The organism is Owenweeksia hongkongensis DSM 17368, from assembly GCF_000236705.1.
GTDB classification, from domain to species: domain Bacteria; phylum Bacteroidota; class Bacteroidia; order Flavobacteriales; family Schleiferiaceae; genus Owenweeksia; species Owenweeksia hongkongensis.
Genome location: NC_016599.1, coordinates 1,559,429 through 1,585,935, shown reverse-complemented (window position 1 = coordinate 1,585,935; position 26,507 = coordinate 1,559,429). Strand labels below are relative to the sequence as shown.

The following is a 26,507-nucleotide window of genomic DNA, read 5'->3' as shown; positions in this document are numbered from 1 at the left end:
TCAATTGCTTTATAAATAATAGTTTTACCCAAAATAACAGATATGGCCGATAAAAAACCACTGATCTTAGTTTGTAACGATGATGGAATCACAGCACCGGGTATTCGCCATTTGGTGGAAACCATGAACGAACTAGGTGAAGTAGTGGTAGTTGCGCCTGATGGACCACAATCCGGGATGGGTCACGCCATTACCATCAATGGTATTTTGCGCTGTGATGAAATAAAAATTGAAGAGGGTCCACAGACAGAATATAGCTGTACAGGTACACCTGTGGATTGTGTCAAGCTGGCAGTAAATGTGGTGCTTGATCGCAAACCAGACTTAGTGGTGTCCGGTATCAATCACGGAAGTAATTCTTCCATCAACGTGATTTATTCAGGAACGATGTCGGCAGCGGTAGAAGGCTCTTTGGAAGGAATTCCGTCTATCGGTTTTTCACTTTCTGACTTTAGCTGGGAAGCGAATTTTAAACCCGCTCAGAAATATATCAAGGAAATAGCCGCCAAAACTCTAAAGGAAGGTTTGCCCTATGGTACTTGCCTCAACGTGAATATTCCCAAGCATACCGGTGAAGAGTACAAAGGTGTAAAAGTGTGCCGTCAGGCAAAAGCCAACTGGGAAGAGGAGTTTGACTCTCGCACCGATCCGCGTGGCCGAAATTACTACTGGCTTACCGGCAAGTTTGTAGATTATGACAAAGGGCAGGACACCGATGAGTGGGCGCTGGCCAATTATTACATTTCGGTGGTTCCCGTAAATAGCGACATCACCGCCCACCATCTTATCAACGAATTAAACGATTGGGATTTGTAGCCCAATATTTGCAATTGCCTTTTCGTTAGTTTAAAAAAATCACACATACATGTTCAAAAATCTTTCGCCACAGTGGCTGCTGGGTTTAGTCATCGGTTTGTTGATGCCACTGCTCGGAATTTTATTAATGATAGAATCTCGTCCAGAGCTGGTGGGCATTCAGCGTTTTGAAGGTGACATTATCAAGCAGGTAAATGTGCAGATTATCACCCTTGGGATGATCATCAATGCAGGTCTGTTTTTCCTCAGTCTAAAGTTTGATAAAGAAGAAATCGGGCGCGGCATTCTCTCCATCAGTGTGGTTTATTTGGTGGTGATTTTTATCTACAGGTTTCTGTTATAATCTTTTTCGCCTTAATGATTTAAGATGCCCCTCAGGGGCTAATTTTATAGTTTCAAAATATACTTGTGAAATACTACATCATAGCCGGAGAAGCCAGTGGCGACCTACACGGTGCCAACCTAATGCGTGAGCTTGCAGCCCAGGATGCTCAGGCCGATTTCCGCTTTTGGGGTGGTGACCGCATGCAGGCTGTGGGCGGTTTGCTGCGCAAGCATTACCGCGATTTAGCTTTTATGGGTTTTGTAGAAGTGGTGCTCAATATCCGCACGATAGTGAGCAACCTTAAGTTTTGCAAAGAAGATATTAAGGCTTACAAGCCTGATGCTCTTATCCTTATTGATTACCCTGGTTTTAATATGCGAATTGCCGAATGGGCCAAGAAAGAAGGCATCAAGGTGATTTATTATATCTCGCCACAAATTTGGGCCTGGAAGCAAAACAGAGTGCACAAGCTAAAGCGAGATGTGGACAGAATGCTTTGTATACTTCCCTTCGAAAAAGACTTTTATGCACGCTTTGATATGGAGGTTGATTTTGTGGGACACCCACTTATTGACGCCATCGAAAGACGTGAAAATCTTAAGCCCGAAGAGCACAAAAAAGAATTGGGCCTTGATCCAAGCAAGCCTGTGATTGCCATTCTTCCCGGAAGCCGAAAGCAGGAAATACAAAGTATGTTGCCTACCATGCTAAAGGCCGGGCGCAAGTTTAAAGACCACCAATTGGTGTTGGCCATGGCGCCATCTCAGGATTTACATTTTTACAAAAAAGTAGCAGACTTAAAAGATGTGGCTACCCTTTCAGGGAAGACTTACGATTTATTTGAAATTGCCGATGCCGCATTGGTAACCTCAGGCACCGCAACTTTAGAAGCAGCACTTTTTGAAGTTCCTGAAGTGGTGTGCTATAAAGGCAATTGGATTTCGTACCACATTGCTCGTCAGTTAATCAAAGTGAATTATATCTCTTTGGTAAATCTTATTGCGGATAAGGAAGTGGTGAAGGAAATGATACAGGCCGATATGAATGTTGCCAAGCTTCAAAAGGAGCTGGAAAAGTGCATTAGCAACAAGGGCTATTTTACCGAAGAGTATAAAAAGCTAAAGGAACTACTCGGTGGACCGGGGGCTTCGCAAAGGGCAGCTAAGATTATTGTGGAAGAAGTTGGAGCGTAGAATAATGAAACTCAAGCTACTCATATTAACCCTTTTCCTCAGCCCATCGCTTTGGGCTTTGGATGTGAAGATTCGTTTGTTCTCTACAGATAATCTGACTTCGGCTACCATCATTCCTGATACGGGAGCGTATTATCTTATTGCTTTGGATGATAAGCTTCGACCGATTGATACGGTGCTTGATGTATTTGAGGAAGAGGAAAACCGTAAACTTTCCATCATCAGATATGGTAAAGATGTGCAAGCCAAAAAGGGTGATAACAATCTTGGAATTTATGATGCAGTGCTCATTCGTAGCAAGGATCCCAAAAAGGAGTTTAGAATTTATGCAGCCGGCAAATGGCGCGTTTATCATGGCGATTTGCAGCTAAGAATTTATGATGGCTATGTGCAGGTGGTAAATATTGTAGATATAGAAGATTATGTGGGGGGCGTAGTAGAAAGTGAAGGTGGGCATGAGTTGAACCCGGAATACTTTAAGGCTCAAGCGGTTTTGGCGCGCACTTTTGTTTTACGAAATTGGAACAAACACATACGCGATGGTTACAACCTGAAAGATGATGTTACATCTCAGGTGTATTTTTCCAAAGCGCATTATCGTTATTCTGCAGCAATTCAAGACGCGGTGGATTGCACTAAAGACACCGTAATTGTAACCTATGATTGCGAGCCTATACTTGGTGTTTTTCATGCCAATAGTGGTGGATACACTGTGGGGTCAGATCATGCTTGGTCAAAAGCTATTGAATATTTAAAGCCACAACGTGATACTTTTAGTCTGAATGTAGGAAGTTACAATTGGGAAAAAACAGTTTCCAAATCAGAATTTTACGGATATGTGGCAAGCAAAATGGGCGTTTCTAATGATGTTCATTTACACAAAGCCTGGCTCAACTTTGACCAAAGAAATGGAAGAGTTGCCTACTTTGAATACAAAGGAAAACGTCTTAAACTGACCAGTCTCCGGACAAAGTTTCGCTTACGCTCCACCTATTTTACTGTTCAGGAATCGGGTAGTAACCTAATCTTAAAAGGTAATGGCTACGGCCATGGAGTGGGCCTTTCACAAGATGGCGCCATGGAAATGGACAAGCGAGGCTACAACTACCGCGAAATTTTAAAGTTCTACTTTTCTGACGTGGAGCTGGAGTGTATTGAGCATCTGGGGGATAGTTGATAAGTTAATTAGTTGACTGGTCAATTGGTTAAAAAGTTAACTGGTCCTCCCCCAGCTTTCAGCCACCCCCTCCAGAGGGGGATAGGGTTTTGTCTCCCGCTGGCGGGAGTGCCCGAAGGGCGAGGGTGGACATTTCAACTAATTCCCCAATCAACCAATTCCACGTTTGGCGGCTAGCCACACCATTGCTTACCTTTGCCATCCTTTAAAAATCACGATATGCAACAAACAGCTCCATATACCCCTAAGAATAAAGTTCGAATTGTTACGGCAGCCTCACTTTTTGATGGCCACGATGCGGCTATCAATATCATGAGACGTATCATTCAATCTACTGGCTGCGAGGTGATTCACCTTGGTCACGACCGTTCTGTAGAGGAAGTGGTGAACACCGCTATTCAAGAAGATGCGCAGGCCATTGCCATGACATCTTACCAAGGTGGGCACATTGAGTATTTTAAATACATGCGCGATTTACTAAAGGAAAAGGGAGCCGGACACATCAAGATTTTTGGTGGTGGCGGTGGAGTTATCCTTCCTGAAGAAATTGAGGAGCTTCATGCTTATGGCATTGATCGTATTTATTCACCTGACGATGGCCGCGAAATGGGCCTTCAGGGAATGATTAACGATATGGTGGAGCAGGCAGATTATCCTACCGGAAATGATATAAACGGTGAGGTGAATCAGCTTGACGAAAAGTTTAAGCCCGCTATTGCCCGTCTTATTTCGGCTGCCGAAAACTACATGGAAGAGAGCAAGGAAATTCTTGACATTATTGATAAAAAAGCGGAAGAAGTAAAAACCCCGGTTTTGGGTATTACAGGTACCGGTGGTGCCGGAAAGTCTTCTTTGGTAGATGAGTTGGTTCGCAGGTTTTTGATGGATTTTGAAGATAAAACCATCGCTATTATTTCTGTAGATCCATCCAAGCGTAAAACGGGTGGAGCTCTTTTGGGTGACCGTATTCGCATGAACGCCATTCGCAATGACCGTGTTTACATGCGCTCATTGGCTACCCGTCAAAGTAATTTGGCGCTAAGCAAGCACGTAAAGGAAGCGGTGAATATTTTGAAGGCTGCCAATTATGATTTAATCATTTTGGAAACTTCGGGTATTGGTCAAAGTGATACCGAAATCATTGAACACAGTGATGTTTCACTATATGTGATGACCCCTGAATATGGTGCTGCTACTCAGTTGGAGAAAATCGACATGCTTGATTTTGCAGACATTATTGCACTTAACAAATTTGACAAACGTGGAGCTTTGGACGCTTTACGCGATGTAAAAAAACAATACCAGCGCAATCATCAGCTTTGGGATAAAGACCCGGAGACGATGCCTGTTTTTGGAAGTATCGCCAGCCAGTTTAATGATCCGGGTACAAACCAATTGTACCGTTCATTGATGGACAAAATTGTAGAGCGCACAGGCGCTGAGCAATTAAAAACCAGCTTTCAAAGTGGCGAGGAGATGAGTGAAAAGATTTTCATCATTCCACCAAATCGTACACGTTACCTCTCTGAAATTTCTGAAGGAAACCGTGCTTATGATAAGAAAGCCAAAGATCAATCTGCTGTAGCACAAAAGCTATATGGCTTGTACCAAGCGGTACTTACTTTTGGTGGCCCGGATTTGTTGAAAGGCTTCGACTCCGCTCAGCCTGACGGAATGGGGAATGTCACCCTGAGTGGGGCTGACGCAGGAAGCTCTGTATCGAAGGGTGAAAACGAAGACATAATTTCTTCTCTTATCACCAAATTCAAGGAAGTAAAAAAAGACCTCGACCCGCACAACTGGGACATCGTGGTGCATTGGGAAGAAAAGGTGAAAAAGTACAAGGATGAGGTGTACACTTTTACCGTAAGGGACAAAAAGATTGAAATAAAAACACACACGGAATCCTTGAGTCACACTCAGGTTCCGAAAGTGTCATTGCCTCGCTACACAGCTTGGGGAGATTTACTTCAATGGAACCTTCAGGAAAATGTACCAGGAGAATTTCCATACACAGCGGGAATCTACCCATTCAAAAGAACGGGTGAAGATCCCACGAGGATGTTTGCCGGAGAAGGTGGCCCAGAGCGTACCAACAGACGTTTTCACTATGTGAGCCAGGATATGCCTGCTGCGCGTTTAAGTACTGCTTTTGACTCGGTTACCCTTTACGGGAATGACCCAGATCACCGACCAGATATTTACGGAAAGATTGGTAACTCAGGGGTGAGCATTTGCTGCCTTGACGATGCCAAAAAACTATATTCAGGTTTTGACCTTTGTGCGCCTACCACTTCTGTGAGTATGACGATTAACGGTCCTGCGCCTATGCTTTTGGCTTTCTTTATGAATGCCGCTATCGATCAGCAGTGCGAAAAGTATATCCGTGAAAACGGGCTGGAAGCTGAGGTGGATAAAAAGTTAAAAGAAATTTATGATGACAACGGTCTTCAACGGCCACAATACCAAGGCGCCATTGCTGCCCGCAGCGAAGAAGCCATGCATGGCGATGATGATGTGTCCCCCGCTGGAGGGGGTACGCGCAGCGGGGGGGAGGATACTACCAAAACCCTTTCTGGAGTTGCTGTAAACGGAGATCTTCCAGCTGGAAACGCTGGCCTTGGTTTGATGCTTCTCGGTATTACCGGAGATCAGGTTTTGGATGCAAAAGTGTACAATGAGATAAAAGCTAAAACGCTGGCTACCGTTCGTGGTACCGTTCAGGCGGATATTTTGAAAGAAGATCAGGCACAAAACACCTGTATTTTCTCTACTGAATTTGCCCTTCGCCTGATGGGTGACGTTCAGGAAAGCTTTATTGACAAAAAGGTTAGAAACTTCTACTCAGTTTCTATTTCGGGATATCACATTGCAGAAGCGGGAGCCAATCCAATTACGCAGTTGGCATTTACTTTGGCCAATGGTTTCACTTACGTGGAATATTACCTGAGCCGCGGAATGGACATCAACGAGTTTGGACCAAACTTGAGTTTCTTCTTCTCTAATGGAATCGACCCGGAATACGCGGTGATTGGACGTGCTGCGCGTAAAATTTGGGCGAAAGCCATGAAGGAAAAGTACGGTGCCAATGCTCGTGCTCAGATGTTGAAATACCACATTCAAACTTCGGGTCGTTCGCTGCATGCTCAAGAAATTCAGTTTAACGATATCCGTACCACGCTTCAAGCTTTGTATGCTATTTATGATAACTGTAACTCGCTACACACCAATGCCTATGATGAGGCGATTACCACCCCAACTGAGGAAAGCGTGAGAAGAGCGATGGCGATTCAGCTGATTATCAATAAGGAATTAGGTCTTGCCAAAAATGAAAACCCAACACAGGGAAGTTTCATTATTGAAGAATTGACCGACTTGGTAGAGGAAGCTGTTTTGGCAGAATTTGACCGCATTACCGAAAGGGGAGGCGTTCTTGGTGCCATGGAAACCATGTATCAGCGTGGAAAGATTCAGGAAGAAAGCCTGTATTACGAAACCCTTAAGCACACAGGTGAATTCCCAATTATAGGTGTGAATACTTTCTTGAGTTCTGAAGGTTCACCAACGGTTCGTCCGGGTGAAGTAATCCGCGCTACGGAAGAAGAAAAACAATACCAGATAGATATGTTGGGTCGCCTTCACAAGCGTGGCGAAGACCTTACCGGTAAATGGCTAAAGCGTCTTCAGGAAGCAGCTATTCATAATGAAAATATGTTTGATGTACTGATGGAAGCAGTGAAGTTCTGTTCACTAGGCCAAATCACCAATGCCTTGTTTGAGGTAGGTGGGCAGTACCGTAGAAATATGTAATACACGAATGTCATCCTGAGTGACCGACCGAAGAGAGGTTGTATCGAAGGATGAGCTTTTGAGATATAAAGGAGGACGAGAGTCCTCCTTTTTTTTTGCCAGCTTGGGCTTACCATTGCTCTACTCTTTCCAAAATATCAAGCAAACCAATTACCTCAATATTCTCTTTGATGTAGTAATTATCAGCTTCAGGAGTGATTACAAAAAGATGCTTTAATTCTAAATCTTCCATAGCAATGTGGGTGCCTTTGGTAAGAGTGGGAGAGTTGGATAGTTTTATCTCGGCAGCAAGCAACCAATTATTATTTCGCCTTACCAAAAAATCGATTTCGGCACCATCCTGAGTACGATAAAAGTAGTATTCATCATCAGGTTTCAAAACGGTAATGAGTTGATTTATCACAAAAGCTTCCCAAGAATGTCCTACTGCGAGATGCCCCATCAGGCTGTTAAAATTTTTTATACCTAACAAATGATGCAACATTCCAGTATCGGTAAAAAATACTTTAGGCGACTTTACAATTCGCTTTTTAAGATTGCTAGACCAGGGCTTTAGGCTATATACTAAGAAGGCATTTTCATAGTAACTGAAATATGTTTTTACAGAAGGCATGCTAACTCCTAAAGATCTTGCTAGCACGGAAAAATTTAGGGTAGAACCCTGGTTAGAGCTCAGCATTTGCAGCAGTCGCAAACTTGTATTTGGGTTTGCGGCTAGACCTAGAGCGGGTAAATCACGCTGTATATAGTTATTGATAAAATTTTGCTGCCAAGTGGAGGCAAAACGGTTTTGAGATTTTAGTAAAGGCTCAGGAAACCCACCCAAAAGCCACGTCTCTTGCCAGGTTTTAGTGGTTTTCACTTCCAGTAAATTAAGAGGGCGCAAGAGTAAGTAAGCAATGCGCCCAGCTAAACTTTCAGAACTTTGCCTGAGCAGGGCAGGTGAAGCGGAGCCTAAAATGATAAACCGAGCAGCCCTGCGATTATCATCAATAAGCGAACGTAGCAAGGGAAAAAGCTCGGGCATAAATTGGATTTCATCTAAAATCACCGTTTTATTTTCATTGGATTGTAAGAACAGTTCGGCATCTGTAAGCTTGGCTCTATCCGAATTTCTTTCCAGATCGAGATATACAAATTTTTGTCTATCGTCAAAGTGACTTTTGGCCAAGGTAGTTTTGCCTACTTGACGTGCTCCTACTATACCTACAGCCGGAAAATGCTGTAGCAAATAGTTAAACTCTTCTGTGATTAAGCGATGTATCATAAGCAATCATCCCTGCAAATTTAAAAATAATTTTTAAATTTGCAGGGATGATTATAGAGATGATTGACTAATCAGAAATTCTGGGGTTTGTTTCTTATATAAATCAACCAGCCACCAATTCCTCCAAAAATACCCGCAGGGATAGCACCCACCACTGCAAAAAATAAGGTTGGAATCCCGATATATTTCAACAGAAGGTCAACAGAAACTTCATAGTCAATGCCGGTGTGGTACTCTATAAAGAAGACTATGCTACCAAGAAAGCTTCCTGTTGTAAGTGCCAGTAGAGCGGTGCCAACACTTGCAAAAATGAACACTGCTTTAGAGGCTATTTTGCGCTGAGCTACACATCCGGCAACAGAGAAGCTTGTGGCTAACATCGTCATGCATCCTACAAGAAAAGAAATTGGGTACTCTACATCTTGATACCAGTATAATCCATTTGGAAACCCAGCTTGCTGCAAAACATAAATAGTTATCCAAAGGAACGGGATCGCCAACCCAATGAGGTTGGCGATTGTGGCGGTTTTTTGCACGTAAGCTTTGTTCTTGGTTTTCATCCCTATTCAGCATTAGGAATCATGCGGGCTCTGCGTTCAGTTGCTTCTCTGTTTTGACGAGCCGCTTTTTTACCTCTAAAAAACATGAACAGATTTACAAAAAGTACGGCACCGAGGTAAATGCTGAAGCCACCAATTTTTTGGCTCAAAGCCTCAATCATTTCCTGGGTGTTTTCCAGCTGATACATTTTGAGGATCCATAAAGCAAAACCAACATTAAGAAGGTAAAAACCCGTTTTGAAAAGTTGATTGGTACTCACCGCAATTTCTTCTCTTCCGTTAAAGATGTCGCGCATATACACAAGTCCGTTTTTGAAAAGATTGCGAGCTACAAACCATGTGAGCACAAGGGCTATGGGGATGTAGATGAAATAGGCGGTAACTGTTAAATCCGTAGTCATGGTAATTGAATTTATAGATTAGTATTTATTGTATTCTCTTTTTTGAGGAGTCTTACCCACAGCATGTTGGCAAAGTGAATAGCTCCGAGGGCAAGACAGATAAAACCGATTTTGCTGGTGAGCAAAGCCAGTAAGTGGGAGTAGGACTGTAGCTGTGGCCAGCTGCTGAGGTTTAGAGCTACATAGCCGAGATTGAACAGATAGTAGCCAATTAGTAAAATGCTGTTTAAGCTGTTGGCAAGGTCAGGTCGGTTAGGATAAAGATCATGCAGATATACTGCGCCAAAGTGGTAAAATAGCCAACCAATTCTGAGAATGATAAAGGCAGTGATGCCGAAGTAAAGACCGTATGCGAGGATATTTAAATTCATAATTACAGAAGTTTCAGTAAAAATTGAAAGTATGTAGGTAAATTTTTTTTGCTTCTATTTTATAAGGCTCATCAATGATTTGTAAAACCAGTTTTTGTCAGACTTGATAAACTTATCCAGAGTGCCATTTACCTTAGAGGTAAAGTCCTGAAGATTGGCCATTGTTTCTTTAAACTGCTTGGCATCTTCACTGTCATCTTCTACGGTTTGTAGATCTGCAACTATTTTAGTTACCGGCTCCAACTCGCGCTTGGCACGTTCTTTAGCAATTTGACGTGCTATTTCCCACACATCTTTTCCCGCAGAAAAATATTCCTTTCTTTCTCCGGCCACCATTTCTCTTTTCACCAAACCCCACTCAATCAAAGCACGAATGTTCATGTTGGCGTTGCCACGCGAAATCTTTAGCGTATCCATTATCTCCTCGGTGGTCATAGCGTCTTTGCTGGCAATAAGCAAAGCGTGGATAGAAGACATGGTGCGGTTTATCCCCCAGCTGCTGCCCAGTGCTCCCCAGGCTTGAATGAATTGATTTTTGGCTTCGTCTAATTGCATGGGGCTAAAGTAATAATATATTTTAAACTTTCAATAAATATTGAAAGTTTATTCTCAATTAACTTGAAGTTTGGCTATTGTTTATCTTCGGGCAAAGCGTTTTTGATATGGCAGATGTACACGAACCTGAGGTGCGCTCATACAATATGAGTAGGATAAAGGGTAAGGATACCAAACCTGAAATGAAGGTGAGGAAGTATCTCCATGCTCAGGGCTTCCGCTATAATCTGCATGGAAAGTATAAAGGACAAATTCTACCCGGTAAGCCTGATTTGGTTTTACCCAAATACAAAACAGTAATTTTTGTGCATGGCTGTTTCTGGCATGTTCATGAAGGTTGCAAATACTTCTCCCTACCTAAAACCCGCACTGAATGGTGGAAGGATAAGCTCTATAAAAACAAAGCCCGTGATGAAAAACACCAACGCGAGCTTGAAGAAATGGGGTGGAAGGTTATTGTGATTTGGGAGTGTGAGGTTAAAGATGGGAGTTACAAAGAAAAGCTCTTCTAAGTTAAATCTAACTTTTTACTAAATGCTATTTATAGAGTGTAGACAACCGACCTGAGGGCTGGTAGATTTGAACTCTATGAATAGCGATTTCGAGTTTTTATTATCATTTGGTAAGTCCTTGCGCGACAGGCGTATTAAGAAAAACCTCTCTCAGGAGAAGCTGGCGGCAGAAGCAGGATTGCACCGAACCTACATTGGTGCATTGGAAAGAGGTGAGAAGAACGTATCACTTCTTAATCTAAAAAGATTGGCTGATACATTCGGTATTGAGCTACATGAACTTCTAAACTTTAATGCTTAATGTCTATTCCGGTTATAGACATATTTGCTGGTCCGGGAGGTCTGGGTGAAGGTTTTTCTTCTTTGGTTGAAAATGATAAAAGGGTCTTTAATATTAAGCTTTCAATTGAAAAAGATGAAAACGCTCATCAAACATTAGAGCTTAGAAGTTTTACACGGCAATTTATAAAAGGAAAACTACCAGAAAAGTATTACGAACTACTGAGAGAAACAAGCCTTGACAAAAGAGAGGAGAAACGAGTTTCATTATTCAACACATATCCCAAACAAACAAAAATTGCAAAAAATGAAGCATGGCTGTGCGAACTCGGAAATCCAAAATTCCCATCGGATTTAATCGACTCTAGAATATCGAAAGCTTTGAACCAATCCAAAAATTGGCTTCTAATTGGAGGACCGCCTTGTCAAGCTTATTCATTAGTTGGTAGATCAAGAGTTGGCGGTATAGATGCAAAAGATCATCGCGTATATTTATACAAAGAGTATCTCCGAATAATCGCGAAACATCATCCCTCAGTTTTTGTGATGGAGAACGTAAAAGGCTTACTCTCAGCCAAGGTTGGAGAAGAAAAAGTTTTCGATTGGATATTAAGGGATTTAACAAAACCTGGTTCTGTTTTCGAAGAACACAATTCGCCTGAATACAAAATATATTCACTTACAAAGAAGCCCGATTCGTTTGATGCAAACGGGAACCCACTTTATGAAAACAACACGGACTATTTAATAAAGTCAGAACAGTATGGTGTGCCTCAAAAAAGACATCGTGTCATCCTACTAGGGATTAGAAAAGATTTGGATATTCAACCAAGTGTTTTGGCTAAGGTCAGTAAGGAAGTGACTTTAGAATCGATAATTGATGATTTACCAATCATAAGAAGTGGAATAAGTAAGAGTCTTATTTCATCAAGTATTGTCAAGGGTAGAAAAAAACATATCTACGAGAAGGTTGAAAACACAGATGAAAACTGGACAAAGCTGACCAAGCAATTCAAGAAGGAAATCGTAAGCTGGAATGGGTTTGCGGAGAATCCTAAGACTTCCAATCAACCATCATCTTTTGGTGCAGAATTCATTAAGTATAATACCCCATCAGAAACAAACCCGCTTAGAGCTTGGTACAAGGATGATAAGCTTGGTGGGGTTTGCAATCACGAATCTCGTTCTCATCTAGTTCAAGATTTAAAGAGGTACTTGTTTGCTGCAATCTATACAGAGCATTATCACCGCTTCCCTAGAATGCAAGACTTTGCAGAGCATCAAAAAGAACTATTGCCAGATCACGCTTCCGCAGAAAGTGGAAAGTTCAATGACAGATTCAGAGTTCAACTCCCCAACACAGCAGCCACTACAGTTACAAGTCATATTTCAAAGGACGGCCATTATTTTATTCATTATGACCCTGCACAGTGCAGAAGCTTTACAGTGCGCGAAGCAGCTCGAGTGCAGACATTTCCTGATAATTACCTGTTTTGCGGTAGTCGTACGGCTCAATTTCATCAGGTAGGGAACGCTGTGCCGCCTTATTTGGCAAAACAAATTGGGAATGTCGTTCATGACATATTTAAACAAATAAAAAGTCTAACCAAAGATTAACTGCCTTGAAAACATATTATTCAGCCTACTATAACCATAAGATCAATATCAGTGTGAGATGAAAGAAATAATTAGCATTCCTAATGCTCCACGGACTTTTCATGCCCTTCGCAGTTTGGGCTACGATCTTTATTCTTCCATTGCCGATGTGGTCGATAATGCTATAACAGAAAAGGTAAGCGCCAATAGGGTGGATATCCGGTTTGAGCCTGATGCAAGCAATGCAATTGTATGTCGCATTCAGGACAATGGTGGCGGCATGACAGCTGACGTACTGGAGGAAGCAATGCGTCTGGGTACCGAAACCACTTACGAAGATCAAGATTTAGGGAAGTTTGGTATGGGGATGAAAACAGCTTCCCTTAGTCACTGTAATGTATTGACAGTTATTAGTAAAAAAAGCAAATCATCTCTTTGTGGTTTTCGCTGGGATATAGACAAGGTGGAAGAAACACAAAAATGGACATTGTTACAGCTTGATGAAAGTGATATTACCGATTTACTTGAGCTTGAAAGTATAGAAATAGGTGAACAAGGAACTCTTGTTTGCTGGGACGATGTTTTTAACATTGATAGGGATTACCATTCATATGAAAATGGAAAGCTGGCGCGCAACTATTTCATTCGTCTACTTAGCAGGCTGCGTTTGCATTTGGGTATGGTATATCACCGTTTTTTGGATGGAACAGTAGCTACTACAGGTACATTTGATATCCGCATTAATGGAGAGCCCATCAGTCCTTGGGATCCATTTCTTCGCGAAGAAGAACATAGTAATAAAGTAGTGCTTAAGCCTAGCCAAGAAGAATTGCATATAGATGGTTATAACAAAGCAATTCAAATTAAAGGTTGGGTGATGCCTAATCAGCAAGCCTTCTCTTCTTCTGAAGCTTGGACAAAAGGCAAGGGTTTGCTCTCTTGGAACGATGCTCAGGGTTATTATATCTACCGAGCTAACCGCATTATTCGCTTTGGGGGCTGGCACTTTACTAAGGCAAAGGATGAGCATGACAAGCTGGCCCGTATTAGCATAGACATAGACCCAGAACTTGATGCACTTTTTCGCATTACAGTAAATAAGAATAGGGTGCAGTTTCCCGAACTCCTAGCTCAGCACCTGAAAACTCAAGTGAATCCTATAGTGGTAAAGCAGGCCAAGACTGCGTACAACAAATCTGGTGATCAGAAAAAGGTCAATAATAACTTTCGTAGAAAGGCGCCCCAAGTGAGCAAAATCTCAAAAGGGCTGATTCAGGAGAATAAGATCACTACACATACTTCTGAAGTGGGGGGCAAAGAAGAAGTGCATGTGAGTAATCCAAGAGGCACATGGCTGGCCAATAAACTACATGAGTTCAGCAAGTATGGTAAAAGCCAAGATTTTGAAATTGTGTCGGACACTCTCGAAAAAGGCAGACTGTGGAAGATTGTATGTCACCCGGGTGAGCGCTTTAAAGTCATTGTCAATTCCAATCACCCTTTTTATGAAAAAGTATACAGGAGTAGCACTAATAAAGCCATAACTGATGCTTTGGATGCTTTTATTTTTTCGCTAGCCTTTGCTGAGTTATATAACAAATCTGATCAAAATGCCCAACTGTTTGACACTTTCAAGTCTGTTTGTGCAAATACGCTGGAACGACTAATAGAAGAAAAAGTCCTTTGAGCCATGGAAGAACAATACATTGAACAAATTGCCAAAAATCTTTATGGTTACTTCAATCATGTAGGGGTCGAGGCTTTTGATATAAATAATGAACTGGAACAAGTTACTCATCCGATAACTCGAGAAAAGCCGGATAAAGAATCCTTACGAGCGATAGAAGAGCGATTTCTACAAAAAACTCAATACAAACGCTCACATGATGGTGCCATTCTTATTCCAGTTTCAGTAGTATCAGACCCTCGGCTGCACGAAGAGTGGTATCCTGAATGGTGGGATATCCATAACAATGACGAAAGCAGCTATTACTGGAAACGATTAGAAGATCACCTCTCCCGCGAATTGACCCGCAAGTACGGTCCGGATTCAGCGGCTAAAGTGGTAAGAAGTATAGATGATGCGACCTATCGTATTATGGATAAGCTAGCCAACCCAGCTCGAAAAGAATTTAGCTACAAGGGTATGGTAGTAGGTTATGTTCAAAGTGGTAAAACAGCCAATTTCACTACTCTAATTGCAAAAGCAGCGGATGCGGGATACAAATTCATAGTTGTTCTAGCAGGTATTCATAATGTATTGCGTAGACAGACCCAGGTAAGATTGGATCAGGAACTTACAGGAATAAGGGATGTAGAAAGTGAGGGAGCGTACATAGCTCAGCCAGGTGCTGCCAAAGCATGGAATAGGCTTACTTCTGCGGATAGTGACTTTTTTCAGGGTACACATGGACTTTTTTCCGGCTATTGTGAGCGAGTAACACCAACACTTGCTGTAGTTAAGAAAAATGTGCGTGTTCTTGAAAGATTAATAGAATATGTATCTGAGGCAAACTCAGAGGCTCGGGCAAACATGCCAATACTGATAATTGATGATGAGGCTGATCAGGCATCTGTGGATGGGAATGCCAATGACCCTGATGCAGATCCTACACGTACTAACGAGCGTATTCGCACATTGCTGAGTTATTTTTCGCGTAAAACTTACGTTGGCTACACAGCGACACCGTTTGCAAATGCGCTTATCGATTTGACTACTGAACATGATGGGCTGGAAGACGATCTTTATCCGAGGAACTTTGTTGTTTCGCTACCCAAACCTGAAGGGTACTTTGGAGCTGCCCGCATTTTTCAGGGCGATCTCTCGGATTACTTTGTCCAACAAATTCCATCCGAGAGGAATCAGTTGTATCGTACAGGCGAAATTACTACAAGCTTGGCTCGATCAATAGATCAGTTTCTTTTGGGCTGTGCGGTCAGAAACCTTCGCTTACAAAAGGAAAAGCCAATGAGTATGCTGGTGCATGTTTCCCATATAATTGATGAAATGGCGGTAGCAAAGCGTATTGTAGAGGGGTACATGGAAGATTTGAAAAGTCGTTATAGAGATGCGGTTCAAAGCGCGGCACTGAAAGATGATATGAGGGAAATGTGGAATGATTACTCGGAAAATGCCGCTGCTATCAATAGGGATTTGAAACTCGAAAACTTTCTGCCTGATTATAATGAGGTTTGGACCGAGCTTGATAGAGTGTTTCAGGTGCTTCAGGTGCTGGAACTTAATAGTCGTTCAGACGATACTCTAGATTATACTACCGGGGAAGAAATAAAAGTGATTGCTGTTGGTGGAAATCAGTTGTCACGTGGGCTAACGCTTGAAGGGCTCATGATTAGCTATTATTTGCGTGAAAGTCGCCAGTACGATACACTCCTACAAATGGCCCGCTGGTTTGGTTACCGTCACGGCTATGAAGATTTGACCCGTATCCATACTACTGCCCGAATCTGGGAATTTTTCGAACACCTTGCTTTGGTAGAGCAGGAACTCCGTAGTGAAATTTACCGCTACGAAGAGGATGGTCTTACTCCAATGCAAATGGCACTTGCTATTCGTGATCATCGCACCCTAAGCGTAACTGCTCCTAATAAAATGGGAGCAGCGATGATGAGGCAAACATCTTTCAGCGAGTCGCTTAACCAAACCATATGGTTTCCTCTTGATCAACCAGAAGTGCTTCGCGAAAACTGGTATTTAGGAAGTCGGTTTATTGAAGCCATTGATAATGATACGGATTTCACCAATGTTAATGACACAGGTGTATTTCTATCTAATGATAAAGTAGATGGTGCAATAGTACTAGAATTTTTAAATGGCTATAGTTTCGCAGGCACTGAAAGTACCGGAGGGCCTGGTCTTCCTGATCAATTGCTGCTAGAATACATTGACCGGAGACTTAATCATGCTAGTCCCGAGCTTACGCAATGGAGTGTAGCTGTGGTCGGTAACGCGAATCCAACATTAGGAGTTAATCCTGTAGATTTTGGAGGACTCCAGATCAATCCTCTTGGTAGGAGCAGAAGGTATAGTGAGAAGGGGTATAACATCGGAGTACTCACCGAGTCCCCTCACTTGCGTATAGACTTGGTAGAGGGAGCTAGTAGTCCATACGATAATAGAGATTCTCAAAATCCTTTGCTGCTATTATATCTAGTTGCCAAAGAAAGCAGGGCGCGAATACAGCCGCAGCTACCCCTTTCAGCAAATGTTAGGGTCAATCTGTATTATGGAGTGAAAACAGCACATGTTGACCTTTTAGGTATTGCTATAGTTTTGCCCGAAAGTCCACAGGAACCTAACAGTTATCTTGGACAGTTGATATGAAGTTCGAAGATTTTACAAGTGAAATATGGTCAACCTTGCCAGCTCCAGATGGCGTTAGCGGTGGCTATCTAACTAGCACTATTACCTTGGATGATGCTGATCCAGTTATTATTCACCTTTTTCGAGATCACTTAGATAATTACCATATGGCTATTGAGGCTCCGGAGGCACAATCAAAGCATCTCAATGATCCGGGTGTCAATGGTCTTGAAATTCAACTTGTCGAATATAGGTTCCACAGTGGCTCTACTAGGCGTTTCATTGATCTTGCATGCAGCATTTCAGATTATCTCGAAGAATTTACCGAAGTAGTACGCGAAATAGTCACTGAGATTCTTCAACGTGGTACGGCACCAGTAATAGCAGTGCAGATGGTTATTCGAAATTGGCTTACTTTCTGGGGTAAAGTGAATAAAGACATTCTTTCGGAAAGCAATCAGATTGGGCTTATTTGTGAATTACTTGTGCTCGAAAAACTATGCGAAATAGATCCTCAAAAAGCTTTGGAAAGCTGGAAAGGTCCGCTTCAGGAAAAACACGATTTTTCCTTTCCAAATTGGAGTCTTGAGGTGAAAGGAACAAGAAATAGTAAACGTATTCACACTATTAATGGAATTGAGCAATTGGTGGCTCCCATAAACAAACAGCTTAGCTTTGTCTCTTTCCAACTGGTCACCGCAATTAGCGAAGTTGGGGTCAATCTAGCAGATCTGGTTAAATTGATTAGAGATGTTCAATTTAAGTCTCGTCCTGATTTAGTTATTAAGTTTAACAAGTTATTGCTATCAGCTAATTACAGCCCTTTGCATGAGGAATACTATCGCCAATCTGGATATGATATACTCTCCGCTTTTGTGTATAGTGTTGAGGGAGATTTTCCTAGATTGATTCCAAAAATGCTTAGCACGTCACTTAGTTCTAGAATTTCAGATGTGAGGTATGATATAGATTTAACTTCAATTCATGGAGATGAATTGAAGTCTGCGGCATGGGAACAATATCTTGACATGACTTAACTAATGCTCGTTATAAGTTTGATCTATCTCTGACTTGTTGGCAAAACACCCTTTAGATAATCCAGCTTTGAGTCTTAACTCTTTGAGTTTAAGTTCAAATTGTTCTTGATTTGTCATCAAGCCAATTTGAAGCTATGTTGAAAACTGAACAACGGAGAATTGTCTACATTTTGCTTTTTTGAATACGTAAGAAATAAAAGCTCCCAACCCTTTCTCCATTCCCCACGTCTATGTAGTTGAAGCCCCAATTTCTTGCTACTCCAATACACCTTCCTATGAAGTCAAAAATTTACTTTCTCGTATGCTTTGCTCTTTTGGCTTTTCAGGGCCAGTCACAGTGGAACCGCATTGACACCATCACCCATGGGAGTATTAATTCTATCCACTTTATAAATGCCGATACGGGTTTTGTGTATGCCCAGCCGGGTGTTATTTGGCGCACGGCCAATGGCGGGCAGACCTGGGATTCTATTCCGCTCAACTTTACTGGATACCTTCATGATATGGCCTTTGCCAATGCCAGCGTAGGTTATGCGGTGGGCGGAGCCTGGTTTCCACATGGCGTGCATTATCCTTATGCTATTTATAAAACTATGGATGCCGGCCTTAGCTGGGATTCTATTCATGTAGGAGGTGCTGGAGGAGTTTTCAATTATGTGGCTACGGTAAGCGATATGGAGTTTTTTGCCACCAGTCAGGAGGGAATGTTACACTCAGATGATGGAGGCCTTACTTACGATACAGCTTCAGTTTCCAATCTCCCGTGGGGAACGGAGCAATACACCCGAATACGTTTTTTAGATGCCAATGAAGGTTATGTGTTGGTTAGGTCCAATTCTTTTGTGGGGCATCTTTTCAAGCTGTTCAAAACTACCGATAGCGGTGGTTCATGGCAAAGCATTCATGAAGACACAGCAAGCAATTTCGCCCTTGATTTTGTGATGACATCTTCAGGAAACGGGCTTATTGTGGGAAATGACAATTATGTACTCCGTACTACCAATGGAGGAAACAGCTGGCAAAAGGTTGCGATTTCTGATAACAGTTTTTTTATTCACCAGATAGAAGAAGTAGATGGACATATTTATGGATTGGGTAGCGATTCCGATGATACCACAAGTGTACTATTTTACTCATCAGACTGGGGCAGTAGCTGGCAAAAACAGTTTTCTACCAAATGGACCACAGGTGGTTTAGTGGATTTTAGTATTTCCTCCAGTACCGCAGGATATTTTGCTACCTGGCGTGAGGTGTATAAAAATGAACAGTTGACATCTATTCCTGAATTGCAGAATAGTGGTTTTGAATTATATCCCAACCCTGCTTCAGATTTTCTTTCCATTAAGCTTAACGAAAATGGGCTAGCTCCTTACAGTATCTGTAACATTCATGGGCAAAGAGTGCTGGAAGGTGTTGTGAGTGATGAAGGGGAGAGCCGGATTCCTGTGGGGGAGTTGAAGAGTGGGGTTTATGTTTTGGAGTTTTTCCAAGGTAAACAGCGTGTGAATAAAAGGTTCGTAAAGAAGTAGTGTTTGTCTGTGTTGCAGATCGTCACCCTGAGTGACTGACCGCAGGGAGGTCGTATCGAAGGGTGAATTGTTTTTATCTTTTCCTTTTTGCTCAAGCCACGGGGCTCTTCCTTTTTCATTGATAAAAAGGAAGCAAAAATCTAGGCTGCATTCCCTCTCCTCAAAAACTACGTCTTCACTTTCATTCGCGATCAGAGCCCACTTCGACTGCGCTCAGTGTGACAATGGCGCTGCGCTTCATTCGCTGATCACTCCTGTGAAAGTTCAGCTTTGTTTTTTACGGAGATGCAATGAAGCCGGTCACATCACGAAAATGTATTTTCATTATACCCGATTTATTACCGCTTTGCTTCTGTACGTCTTTTAATTGTCTTGAGGGGAAACTTGTTTCGATGGATAGGCCTTTCATCTTTTCCGTAAGAAGCCAAATGAAGTGGAGCGTAAAAATTTAGGCTGTTTGAGTTCCGCAGGTATGCGGAATGAGTTTCTAAATTTTAGCGGAAGGGAATGTAGGCTTCAAGGAAAAGCTGAGTAGCCTGGGACTTTTTGCTTACTTTTTTGACTCGAGAAAAAAGTAAGAGATAAACTTTTATTCACCTCTCTTTTATTGTTTAAATAAGACTTCATGAGCTCCCCGATAGCTATTGGGGTCGGTTGTTTAATTTTTTGACTCGAGAAAAAAGTAAGAGACATTTTGGTTCCCTGCCTGCCGGTAAGCAGGGTCTTGGGGGCACCTGACCCCGAAAGCTTTCGGGGGAAAGCATAAGCACTTGGGCGCATAATGGGAAAAAGGACATAAACCATGACTCTTTTGGATAATCCCTCACCTTATCCCTACTTTGCAAATCATTCCAAATCTCAATTCATGTCTCAGGTTTCTACCGACAAACTTCAACTGGCTGCCCAATTTGTAAACTCCACAGCCAGCCACATTTTCCTTACGGGAAAAGCGGGAACCGGTAAAACTACTTTTCTACACAATTTGGCGGAAGCCACGCATAAAAAGTTTGTGGTAGTAGCGCCTACCGGCATTGCTGCGCTTAACGCAAAAGGGGTGACGATTCACTCGCAATTTCTATTGCCTTTCGGAACATATTTACCTGAGCCAGTACAATTCCAGGGAAGCCTGCAAAGTAGTTTTTACACCCGAAAAGAACTGGCAAGCCGCCATTCGCTAAACAGCGCCCGCAAAAAAGTATTGCGAAATATTGACCTTCTGATAATTGATGAAGTGAGCATGCTGCGTGCGGATTTGCTGGATGCTATTGATTATAGAATGCGTGCCGTAAAAGGTGATTACAAAAGACCATTTGGTGGCGTGCAACTTTTGATGATTGGCGATTTGTATCAATTGCCACCTATTGTAAAGGATCACGAGTGGCAGTACATGAAGCAATTTTATCGAAGTCCTCACTTTTTTGAAGCGCTGGCGCTAAAAGAAGGCTTCACCTACATTGAGTTGGATAAGATTTTTCGTCAAAGTGATGACACGTTTATTAATGTGCTGAACAACCTTCGAAATGATGTGTGTACTCCAGCTGATCTGGAATTGCTGAACAGTCATTTCCGTGAAGGAGAAATAGAGGAAGAGGGCGTGATAACTCTTACCACCCATAATAATCGTGCGGACAAAATGAATCGTGAGGCACTGGATAAACTGGATGGTCCTTCACATTATTATGAAGCTGAGGTAGAGAAGGATTTTCCGGAGAAGCTTTTTCCATTGCCGGAAAGTTTGGAGCTGCGAGTTGGCGCTCAGGTTATGTTTGTGAAGAATGATATTTCGGAGAGCAAAGCTTTTTATAATGGAAAAATAGCACAGGTTACTAAGCTGGGTGACGATAGCATTTCTGTAAGCATGGAGGGTGATGACGAATACTGGTTGAGCCGCCATGAGTGGGAAAATAAAAAGTATCAGGTAAATGAATCCACCAAAGATTTGGAGGAGGAGGTGATAGGCACTTTTAGTCAATTCCCCATTAGATTGGCGTGGGCCATTACGGTACACAAAAGCCAGGGTTTAACTTTTGATAAAGCGGTGATAGATGTGGGGCAAGCCTTTGCTCCGGGGCAGGTATATGTGGCGCTTTCACGCCTTCGCTCATTAGATGGTTTAATTCTTCGCACCAAAATTTTATCTTCCGTTATAAGCAGTGATGCGCAGGTAGTAAGCTTTTCGACCGCTCGTGCGGCTGATGATTTAAATACCAGATTACAAGGTGAACGGAAGAGGTATTTGTTTGAAATGCTTGGCAATACTTTTTCGTTTGAACCAATTTTGAAGCAAGTGGAATACACGCAAAGCAAAATGGCGGGTAAGCTTGATTTTGAGGATGAGGAAATGAAAACAGCTCTAAATAATTTGCGTGAAGCTTTTGCCGCGGAAGAAGATAATACACGAAAATTTAGAGGCCAGTTGGCGGGCTTGCTTCATCGGGAAGAGACTGAAAAATTAAAGCAAAGGCTGATAAAAGGCCGGGAGTATTATTTAGGCTTTTTAAAATCCAGAGCCAAGGAGCTATTGATACATATTGGAGAGGTGAGTCAGCTTTCGCGCACCAAAGCTTATGTAAATCTGCTGGAAGAAATCGATCAGTTGATAATGGTTACAATCACAGATTTGCTCAAAGTGAGCCGACTGTGTGAGTGCATGCTAAATGATGAGGAAATTACTCAGTTGGATAAAGTTGAAGCTGAGCGTAAAAATCTCAGAGAAGATTTACAGCAAGCCACGGAAACTCACCTCAAGGATAATCCTAAAAACTTAAGTACCAAGTCAGGGCGAAAAAGCAAAGCCAAAAAGCCAAAAGGCGAGACTTATAAAATAACCTATGAAATGGTAAAGGGCGGACTTACGCCAGATGAAATTGCCGAGAAGCGCGAAATGGCCGTTAGCACCATTGAGGGACATTTGGCTAAAGGTATTACCGAAGGGGAAATAGAGGTACATGAGGTGATTGGTGCTTCTGATTTGAAGGAAATCACAGCTGCTTTTGGGAATAATATTCACCAAAGCCTTAACGCTGTTTTTAAGGAGCAAGAGGGGAAATACACTTTTGGAAAATTGAGGATGGTACAGGCCCACCTTCGTAAAGAAGAAAATTAAAAGTAGAGACAACCCAACCAAGGCAGGGTTTTTAACGAGTATAAGGTAGAGGTCGCACGTATCACACAATACCTTTCCTTATGAAAAACAAATACTTTCTTCTTACCATTTCATGCTTGCTTAGCTTGTCGTCATTTTCACAATGGCAGCTTGTAGATTCCATCAGCAACGGAAGTTTTCAATGTTTGCATTTTGTCAATTCAGATACTGGTTTTGCCTACAATGATTGGGCAACTTTGAGACGAACCACCGATGGTGGAAATAGCTGGGACACCGTGTCTATTGCGTTTGACAGCTACATGTATGATATTGATTTTGCTAATAACAACGTGGGTTACGCAGTGGGAGGAGCATGGTTTCCCTTCAATAAATATTATGCAAATAGCATAATGAAAACTACCGATGGTGGATTGAATTGGGACTCGGTATATGGCAATAGTTCGGGTGGGGTATTTTATGATGTTGAGGTGGTTAGCCCAAATGAATTTTATGCTGTGGGCGATTATATGATGGTTCACTCTACAGATGGAGGAGCTACTTTAGATACATTCTCAATATCTACTCCTTTAGAAAGCTTTAGCAAAATAGAGTTTGTGAGCCCTCAACACGGCTACTTATTGGGCCGCACTTACGTGCAAACTTCTACTTATCTCAACCGACTATATGAAACCACTGATGGAGGCTCCACTTGGCAAGTTGTTCATAGCGATACCTTGGGTTATCAGGGCTTCACAGATTTTGTAATTGACGCTTCAGGCAATGGTATTTTATTTGGAGAAAAGGGGCAGGTAAGAAGCAATCAAGGCAGTGGTTGGAACATTGTTCCACTGGCTGACTCTTCTTTGATATTTACGATGGCAGAGATGGCTGATGGAAGGATATACGCCATTGGTGATGATGGTGGTATCAAGAAGCTTTTTGAAACATCAGACTTTGGAAATACATGGAGCAGTCAATTGATTCCTGTGGACAGTAATAATTATGTTGTGGATATGAGTTTCCCTAATGGAGGTGTAGGCTACTTTATAACCAACCGCCACGTGTATAAAAATAGTGCGCTTATTTCTATAATTGAAGAAAAAGGGCTGTTGCAGCTGGAGGTGTTTCCAAATCCAACAGTAAATACCGTTTCGGTTAGTTTACCAGTAAATGAAGATGTATCAGTACAACTCACTAATATTTCCGGCTCCCGGGTAAAGGAAATGACATTTACAGATGTAAATACCTTTGAAGTGAATTTGGAAATTGAGCCTGCAGGTTTCTATTTGCTTAATGTGAGTGCGGGAGGGCAAAACACAGTGGTAAAGCTTATTAAAAAGTAGACGGTATCAAGTGTGCTTTTGAGTGGTTCAATTTTTTAGTCATACCTTTTTGGCAATAATTTGGTTCCATGAAAAAAACACTACTCTCCCTATTTTTTATTGTATTTCTAAGTATTCCAGGAAAATCAAATGATACTCTAAATCCCTGTGTTCGCGGACAAGCATTCCATTTGGTAATATTAGGATCGTCTACAGCTGCTGGGGCAGGGCCTTCATCATCGGCCAATGCCTGGGTAAATAGATATCGAACATTTTTACAATCCATAAATCCACAAAACCAGGTTACCAACTTGGCACAAGGCGGTACCACCACCTATCATATTATGCCCGATTGGTTTGTGGCTCCATCGGGGCGACCCACCACTAACGCGCTGCGCAATGTTTCTGAGGCTATTCGCTTGCAAGCGGACGGTATTATAGTAAACATGCCTTCCAATGATGCGGCTGGTGGTTTTACAGTAAATGAACAGATGGCCAATTTTATCCTGATAGCTCAGGTGGCGGATAGTGCAGGCATACCTGTATGGGTTTGTACTACTCAGCCTAGAAATTTTTCCACTGCCAAGGTGCAAATTCAGGAAGGTGTGAGGGATAGCATTCTATCATATTTTGGAGCTCACGCAATTGACTTTTGGACAGGATTCGCTGATTCCACGGGACAAATGGGGCCGACCTTTGACTCAGGCGATGGTGTGCACATGAATGATACGGCTCATCAAATATTATTTGAAAGAGTGCGAGACAAGCAAATTTTTTCTCAACTCATAGACACTTTAAGCGTTCCTGAACACTCCATTTATTCTATCGAAAACACAAAAATGAAATGTGGTACCGAGTGGGATACTGTGTTTATCCAATTATCCAATGTTGGGGCACCTAGTACATACAACCTTCCGATAAAGTGGGAGGTGGAGAATTTACTTCAAAGTAGTGTAAGCACAGAGTGGGATACCATTTTTGGAGGAGTGAACACATGTGAGTCATTTACTCAAACATTGGCCATTAATACATCCAATGGTGGCAAATGGATGGTAAGCGCAAGTCTCATAACAACTGGCGATTCCCTTACGGTCAACGATTTTTCAGATACTCTAACTATTATTCGCCAAAGTCTCCCAACCATAGCCACTCAAAACGATACGATTTGTGCGGGAGATAGTGCGAGCTTTTTCGCAAGTGGAGGAGATACCATTGTGTGGTATAATGCAATGGATAGTATTATAGGCTTTGGACCTTTTTTTAATACATCTGCACTTCAGCAGTCTGAGGTATATAGAGCTTCAGCTGTATATGGAGAAATGACTTTTAAAGAATCACTCTTCACTACTGATAATTCTTCGATAAGCTATAATGGAATCATGTTTGACTTAATTGCCAATGATAGTTTGGTGATTGATAGCCTTGCTCTAAAGGCGGCTGTGGCAGGCGTTTCAGGGGTAACTGCTTATTATGTAAATAAATCTCATTTTGGCTTGGAAGATAGCGCTCAGGCGTGGACCATGTGGGGCACAGATACTATTTCAGCTTCTGTAGCCGATCAGTTTTGCAATGTAAACTTTGGTAGTATTTCGCTTCAAGCGGGAGATACTTTAGGCGTTTATTTGATGATGCAAAATGGGACCAACTTGAGATATTTAAGTGCTTCTCAGGTTGCAAATTTTACAAGTAGTAAATTGACTTTGACGAGTGGTACGGGTAAGGCGCATAATTTTGGAGCCTCTTATTTTCCTCGTATTTGGAATGGGGAAGTCTTTTATCATTTTGGGTTTAACCCGGAAGGAGATTGCGCTACAGACACTTTAATTGAAGCAATAGTAAATGCAGGAGATATTTACCTTGGAAATGATACCTCTATCGCATTGAATCAAAGTTTACTACTTAGCCTTGGGGGCGATTATTCTCAGATTATGTGGAGTACGGGCGATACAAGCCGTCAACTTTTGATTGATGGGAATGTGTTGGGAGCTGGGCTATTTACCTATTACGTTCAGGCAATTGACCGTTTTGGATGCTTAGTTCATGATACGATTATCGTGGCAATAGGGCAGCCATTATCGCTTATTGAAAGAAGAAATAATCTCTTACAGTTGTACCCAAATCCTACACAGGGCAAGGTTTCGATAAGTTGTGACTGCAGTTTTAAAAATGGTTATCTGGCGGTGATTTCTTCTGAAGGACAGCGGCTGCGTACAATCCCAATAAAAGAAAGCTTTTTAGATATGGAGCTGGATTTAAGTAATCTCCCGAATGGTACTTACTGGCTTCATTTGTTTGATGAGAAAGGTGTAAATGAATATACACCACTAGTCATTAATCATTAATGCAAAAGG

General features: G+C 42.0%; 20 protein-coding genes. 15 read left to right on the top strand and 5 right to left on the bottom strand.

All coding sequences use genetic code 11. The features are described 5' to 3' along the window. Positions 1-42 precede the first annotated feature (42 nt). From surE to OWEHO_RS07170, 5 genes are all read left to right on the top strand, one after another. Positions 43-816: a 5'/3'-nucleotidase SurE gene (gene surE, locus OWEHO_RS07190; RefSeq protein WP_014201811.1), complete on the top strand. Its 774-nt coding sequence runs from the start codon at positions 43-45 to the stop codon at positions 814-816. Positions 817-865: 49 nt separating this feature from the next. Then, complete coding sequence (locus OWEHO_RS07185; protein WP_014201810.1) at positions 866-1,159, top strand: hypothetical protein; 294 nt, start codon at positions 866-868, stop codon at positions 1,157-1,159. Between the two features lie 65 nt (positions 1,160-1,224). Then, a complete protein-coding gene (lpxB, locus tag OWEHO_RS07180; protein WP_014201809.1) occupies positions 1,225-2,334 on the top strand; it encodes a lipid-A-disaccharide synthase in 1,110 nt (369 codons plus the stop codon). A 4-nt stretch (positions 2,335-2,338) separates the two neighbouring features. Then, on the top strand, positions 2,339-3,511 hold the full coding sequence (locus OWEHO_RS07175) for a SpoIID/LytB domain-containing protein (RefSeq protein WP_041627494.1): 1,173 nt from the start codon (positions 2,339-2,341) through the stop codon (positions 3,509-3,511). A 219-nt stretch (positions 3,512-3,730) separates the two neighbouring features. Next, complete coding sequence (locus OWEHO_RS07170; RefSeq protein WP_014201807.1) at positions 3,731-7,321, top strand: methylmalonyl-CoA mutase family protein; 3,591 nt, start codon at positions 3,731-3,733, stop codon at positions 7,319-7,321. Positions 7,322-7,430: 109 nt separating this feature from the next. On the opposite strand, the gene OWEHO_RS07165 is transcribed toward OWEHO_RS07170, so the two are convergent. From OWEHO_RS07165 to OWEHO_RS07145, 5 genes are all read right to left on the bottom strand, one after another. Then, a complete protein-coding gene (locus OWEHO_RS07165) occupies positions 7,431-8,588 on the bottom strand; it encodes an ATP-binding protein (protein WP_014201806.1) in 1,158 nt (385 codons plus the stop codon). 71 nt (positions 8,589-8,659) lie between these two features. Further along, positions 8,660-9,148 (bottom strand): hypothetical protein, encoded by a 489-nt coding sequence (locus tag OWEHO_RS07160; protein WP_014201805.1) that lies wholly within the window; start codon positions 9,146-9,148, stop codon positions 8,660-8,662. Positions 9,149-9,150: 2 nt separating this feature from the next. Further along, the gene (locus OWEHO_RS07155; protein ID WP_014201804.1) at positions 9,151-9,549 is read right to left on the bottom strand and encodes a hypothetical protein; all 399 of its coding nucleotides are present in this window, start codon (positions 9,547-9,549) and stop codon (positions 9,151-9,153) included. Between the two features lie 11 nt (positions 9,550-9,560). Further along, on the bottom strand, positions 9,561-9,920 hold the full coding sequence (locus OWEHO_RS07150; RefSeq protein ID WP_014201803.1) for a hypothetical protein: 360 nt from the start codon (positions 9,918-9,920) through the stop codon (positions 9,561-9,563). Positions 9,921-9,974: 54 nt separating this feature from the next. Beyond that, a complete protein-coding gene (locus OWEHO_RS07145) occupies positions 9,975-10,475 on the bottom strand; it encodes a GbsR/MarR family transcriptional regulator (protein WP_014201802.1) in 501 nt (166 codons plus the stop codon). Positions 10,476-10,582: 107 nt separating this feature from the next. Between OWEHO_RS07145 and OWEHO_RS07140 the strand changes: the two genes are divergently transcribed. The 10 genes from OWEHO_RS07140 to OWEHO_RS07085 all read left to right on the top strand — a co-directional run bounded on the left by OWEHO_RS07140 (position 10,583) and on the right by OWEHO_RS07085 (position 26,498). Next, positions 10,583-10,987 (top strand): very short patch repair endonuclease, encoded by a 405-nt coding sequence (locus OWEHO_RS07140; protein ID WP_014201801.1) that lies wholly within the window; start codon positions 10,583-10,585, stop codon positions 10,985-10,987. A gap of 76 nt (positions 10,988-11,063) precedes the next feature. After that, the gene (locus OWEHO_RS07135) at positions 11,064-11,288 is read left to right on the top strand and encodes a helix-turn-helix domain-containing protein (RefSeq protein ID WP_014201800.1); all 225 of its coding nucleotides are present in this window, start codon (positions 11,064-11,066) and stop codon (positions 11,286-11,288) included. After that, complete coding sequence (locus tag OWEHO_RS07130; protein ID WP_014201799.1) at positions 11,288-12,883, top strand: DNA cytosine methyltransferase; 1,596 nt, start codon at positions 11,288-11,290, stop codon at positions 12,881-12,883. Before OWEHO_RS07135 ends, OWEHO_RS07130 begins: the two co-directional genes overlap by 1 nt. Positions 12,884-12,941: 58 nt before the next feature. After that, positions 12,942-14,549 carry an ATP-binding protein gene (locus OWEHO_RS07125; RefSeq protein WP_014201798.1) on the top strand — a complete coding sequence of 536 codons (1,608 nt, stop codon included), beginning with the start codon at positions 12,942-12,944 and terminating at the stop codon, positions 14,547-14,549. Between the two features lie 3 nt (positions 14,550-14,552). Further along, positions 14,553-17,204 (top strand): Z1 domain-containing protein, encoded by a 2,652-nt coding sequence (locus OWEHO_RS07120; RefSeq protein WP_014201797.1) that lies wholly within the window; start codon positions 14,553-14,555, stop codon positions 17,202-17,204. Beyond that, a complete protein-coding gene (locus OWEHO_RS17835; protein ID WP_014201796.1) occupies positions 17,201-18,220 on the top strand; it encodes a PD-(D/E)XK motif protein in 1,020 nt (339 codons plus the stop codon). The genes OWEHO_RS07120 and OWEHO_RS17835 overlap by 4 nt, the downstream gene beginning before the upstream one ends. Positions 18,221-18,495: 275 nt before the next feature. Continuing rightward, positions 18,496-19,749, top strand: a complete 1,254-nt coding sequence (locus OWEHO_RS07110) for a YCF48-related protein (RefSeq protein WP_014201794.1) — start codon at positions 18,496-18,498, stop codon at positions 19,747-19,749. An 865-nt stretch (positions 19,750-20,614) separates the two neighbouring features. After that, positions 20,615-22,855: a helix-turn-helix domain-containing protein gene (locus OWEHO_RS07100; RefSeq protein WP_014201792.1), complete on the top strand. Its 2,241-nt coding sequence runs from the start codon at positions 20,615-20,617 to the stop codon at positions 22,853-22,855. An 80-nt stretch (positions 22,856-22,935) separates the two neighbouring features. Next, entirely contained in the window at positions 22,936-24,177 is a 1,242-nt protein-coding gene (locus OWEHO_RS07095) for a YCF48-related protein (protein ID WP_014201791.1), read from the top strand. Between the two features lie 68 nt (positions 24,178-24,245). Then, positions 24,246-26,498 carry a GDSL-type esterase/lipase family protein gene (locus tag OWEHO_RS07085; protein WP_014201790.1) on the top strand — a complete coding sequence of 751 codons (2,253 nt, stop codon included), beginning with the start codon at positions 24,246-24,248 and terminating at the stop codon, positions 26,496-26,498. Positions 26,499-26,507 lie beyond the last annotated feature (9 nt).

What these genes read in the sequence shown, in the direction of transcription:
- surE (WP_014201811.1), top strand. Translation starts at nt 43, where the DNA reads ATGGCCGATAAAAAACCACTGATCTTAGTTTGTAACGATGATGGAATC.
- OWEHO_RS07185 (WP_014201810.1), top strand. Translation starts at nt 866, where the DNA reads ATGTTCAAAAATCTTTCGCCACAGTGGCTGCTGGGTTTAGTCATCGGT.
- OWEHO_RS07175 (WP_041627494.1), top strand. Translation starts at nt 2,339, where the DNA reads ATGAAACTCAAGCTACTCATATTAACCCTTTTCCTCAGCCCATCGCTT.
- OWEHO_RS07170 (WP_014201807.1), top strand. Translation starts at nt 3,731, where the DNA reads ATGCAACAAACAGCTCCATATACCCCTAAGAATAAAGTTCGAATTGTT.
- OWEHO_RS07165 (WP_014201806.1), bottom strand. Translation starts at nt 8,588, where the DNA reads ATGATACATCGCTTAATCACAGAAGAGTTTAACTATTTGCTACAGCAT.
- OWEHO_RS07160 (WP_014201805.1), bottom strand. Translation starts at nt 9,148, where the DNA reads ATGAAAACCAAGAACAAAGCTTACGTGCAAAAAACCGCCACAATCGCC.
- OWEHO_RS07155 (WP_014201804.1), bottom strand. Translation starts at nt 9,549, where the DNA reads ATGACTACGGATTTAACAGTTACCGCCTATTTCATCTACATCCCCATA.
- OWEHO_RS07150 (WP_014201803.1), bottom strand. Translation starts at nt 9,920, where the DNA reads ATGAATTTAAATATCCTCGCATACGGTCTTTACTTCGGCATCACTGCC.
- OWEHO_RS07145 (WP_014201802.1), bottom strand. Translation starts at nt 10,475, where the DNA reads ATGCAATTAGACGAAGCCAAAAATCAATTCATTCAAGCCTGGGGAGCA.
- OWEHO_RS07140 (WP_014201801.1), top strand. Translation starts at nt 10,583, where the DNA reads ATGGCAGATGTACACGAACCTGAGGTGCGCTCATACAATATGAGTAGG.
- OWEHO_RS07135 (WP_014201800.1), top strand. Translation starts at nt 11,064, where the DNA reads ATGAATAGCGATTTCGAGTTTTTATTATCATTTGGTAAGTCCTTGCGC.
- OWEHO_RS07130 (WP_014201799.1), top strand. Translation starts at nt 11,288, where the DNA reads ATGTCTATTCCGGTTATAGACATATTTGCTGGTCCGGGAGGTCTGGGT.
- OWEHO_RS07125 (WP_014201798.1), top strand. Translation starts at nt 12,942, where the DNA reads ATGAAAGAAATAATTAGCATTCCTAATGCTCCACGGACTTTTCATGCC.
- OWEHO_RS07120 (WP_014201797.1), top strand. Translation starts at nt 14,553, where the DNA reads ATGGAAGAACAATACATTGAACAAATTGCCAAAAATCTTTATGGTTAC.
- OWEHO_RS17835 (WP_014201796.1), top strand. Translation starts at nt 17,201, where the DNA reads ATGAAGTTCGAAGATTTTACAAGTGAAATATGGTCAACCTTGCCAGCT.
- OWEHO_RS07110 (WP_014201794.1), top strand. Translation starts at nt 18,496, where the DNA reads ATGAAGTCAAAAATTTACTTTCTCGTATGCTTTGCTCTTTTGGCTTTT.
- OWEHO_RS07100 (WP_014201792.1), top strand. Translation starts at nt 20,615, where the DNA reads ATGTCTCAGGTTTCTACCGACAAACTTCAACTGGCTGCCCAATTTGTA.
- OWEHO_RS07095 (WP_014201791.1), top strand. Translation starts at nt 22,936, where the DNA reads ATGAAAAACAAATACTTTCTTCTTACCATTTCATGCTTGCTTAGCTTG.
- OWEHO_RS07085 (WP_014201790.1), top strand. Translation starts at nt 24,246, where the DNA reads ATGAAAAAAACACTACTCTCCCTATTTTTTATTGTATTTCTAAGTATT.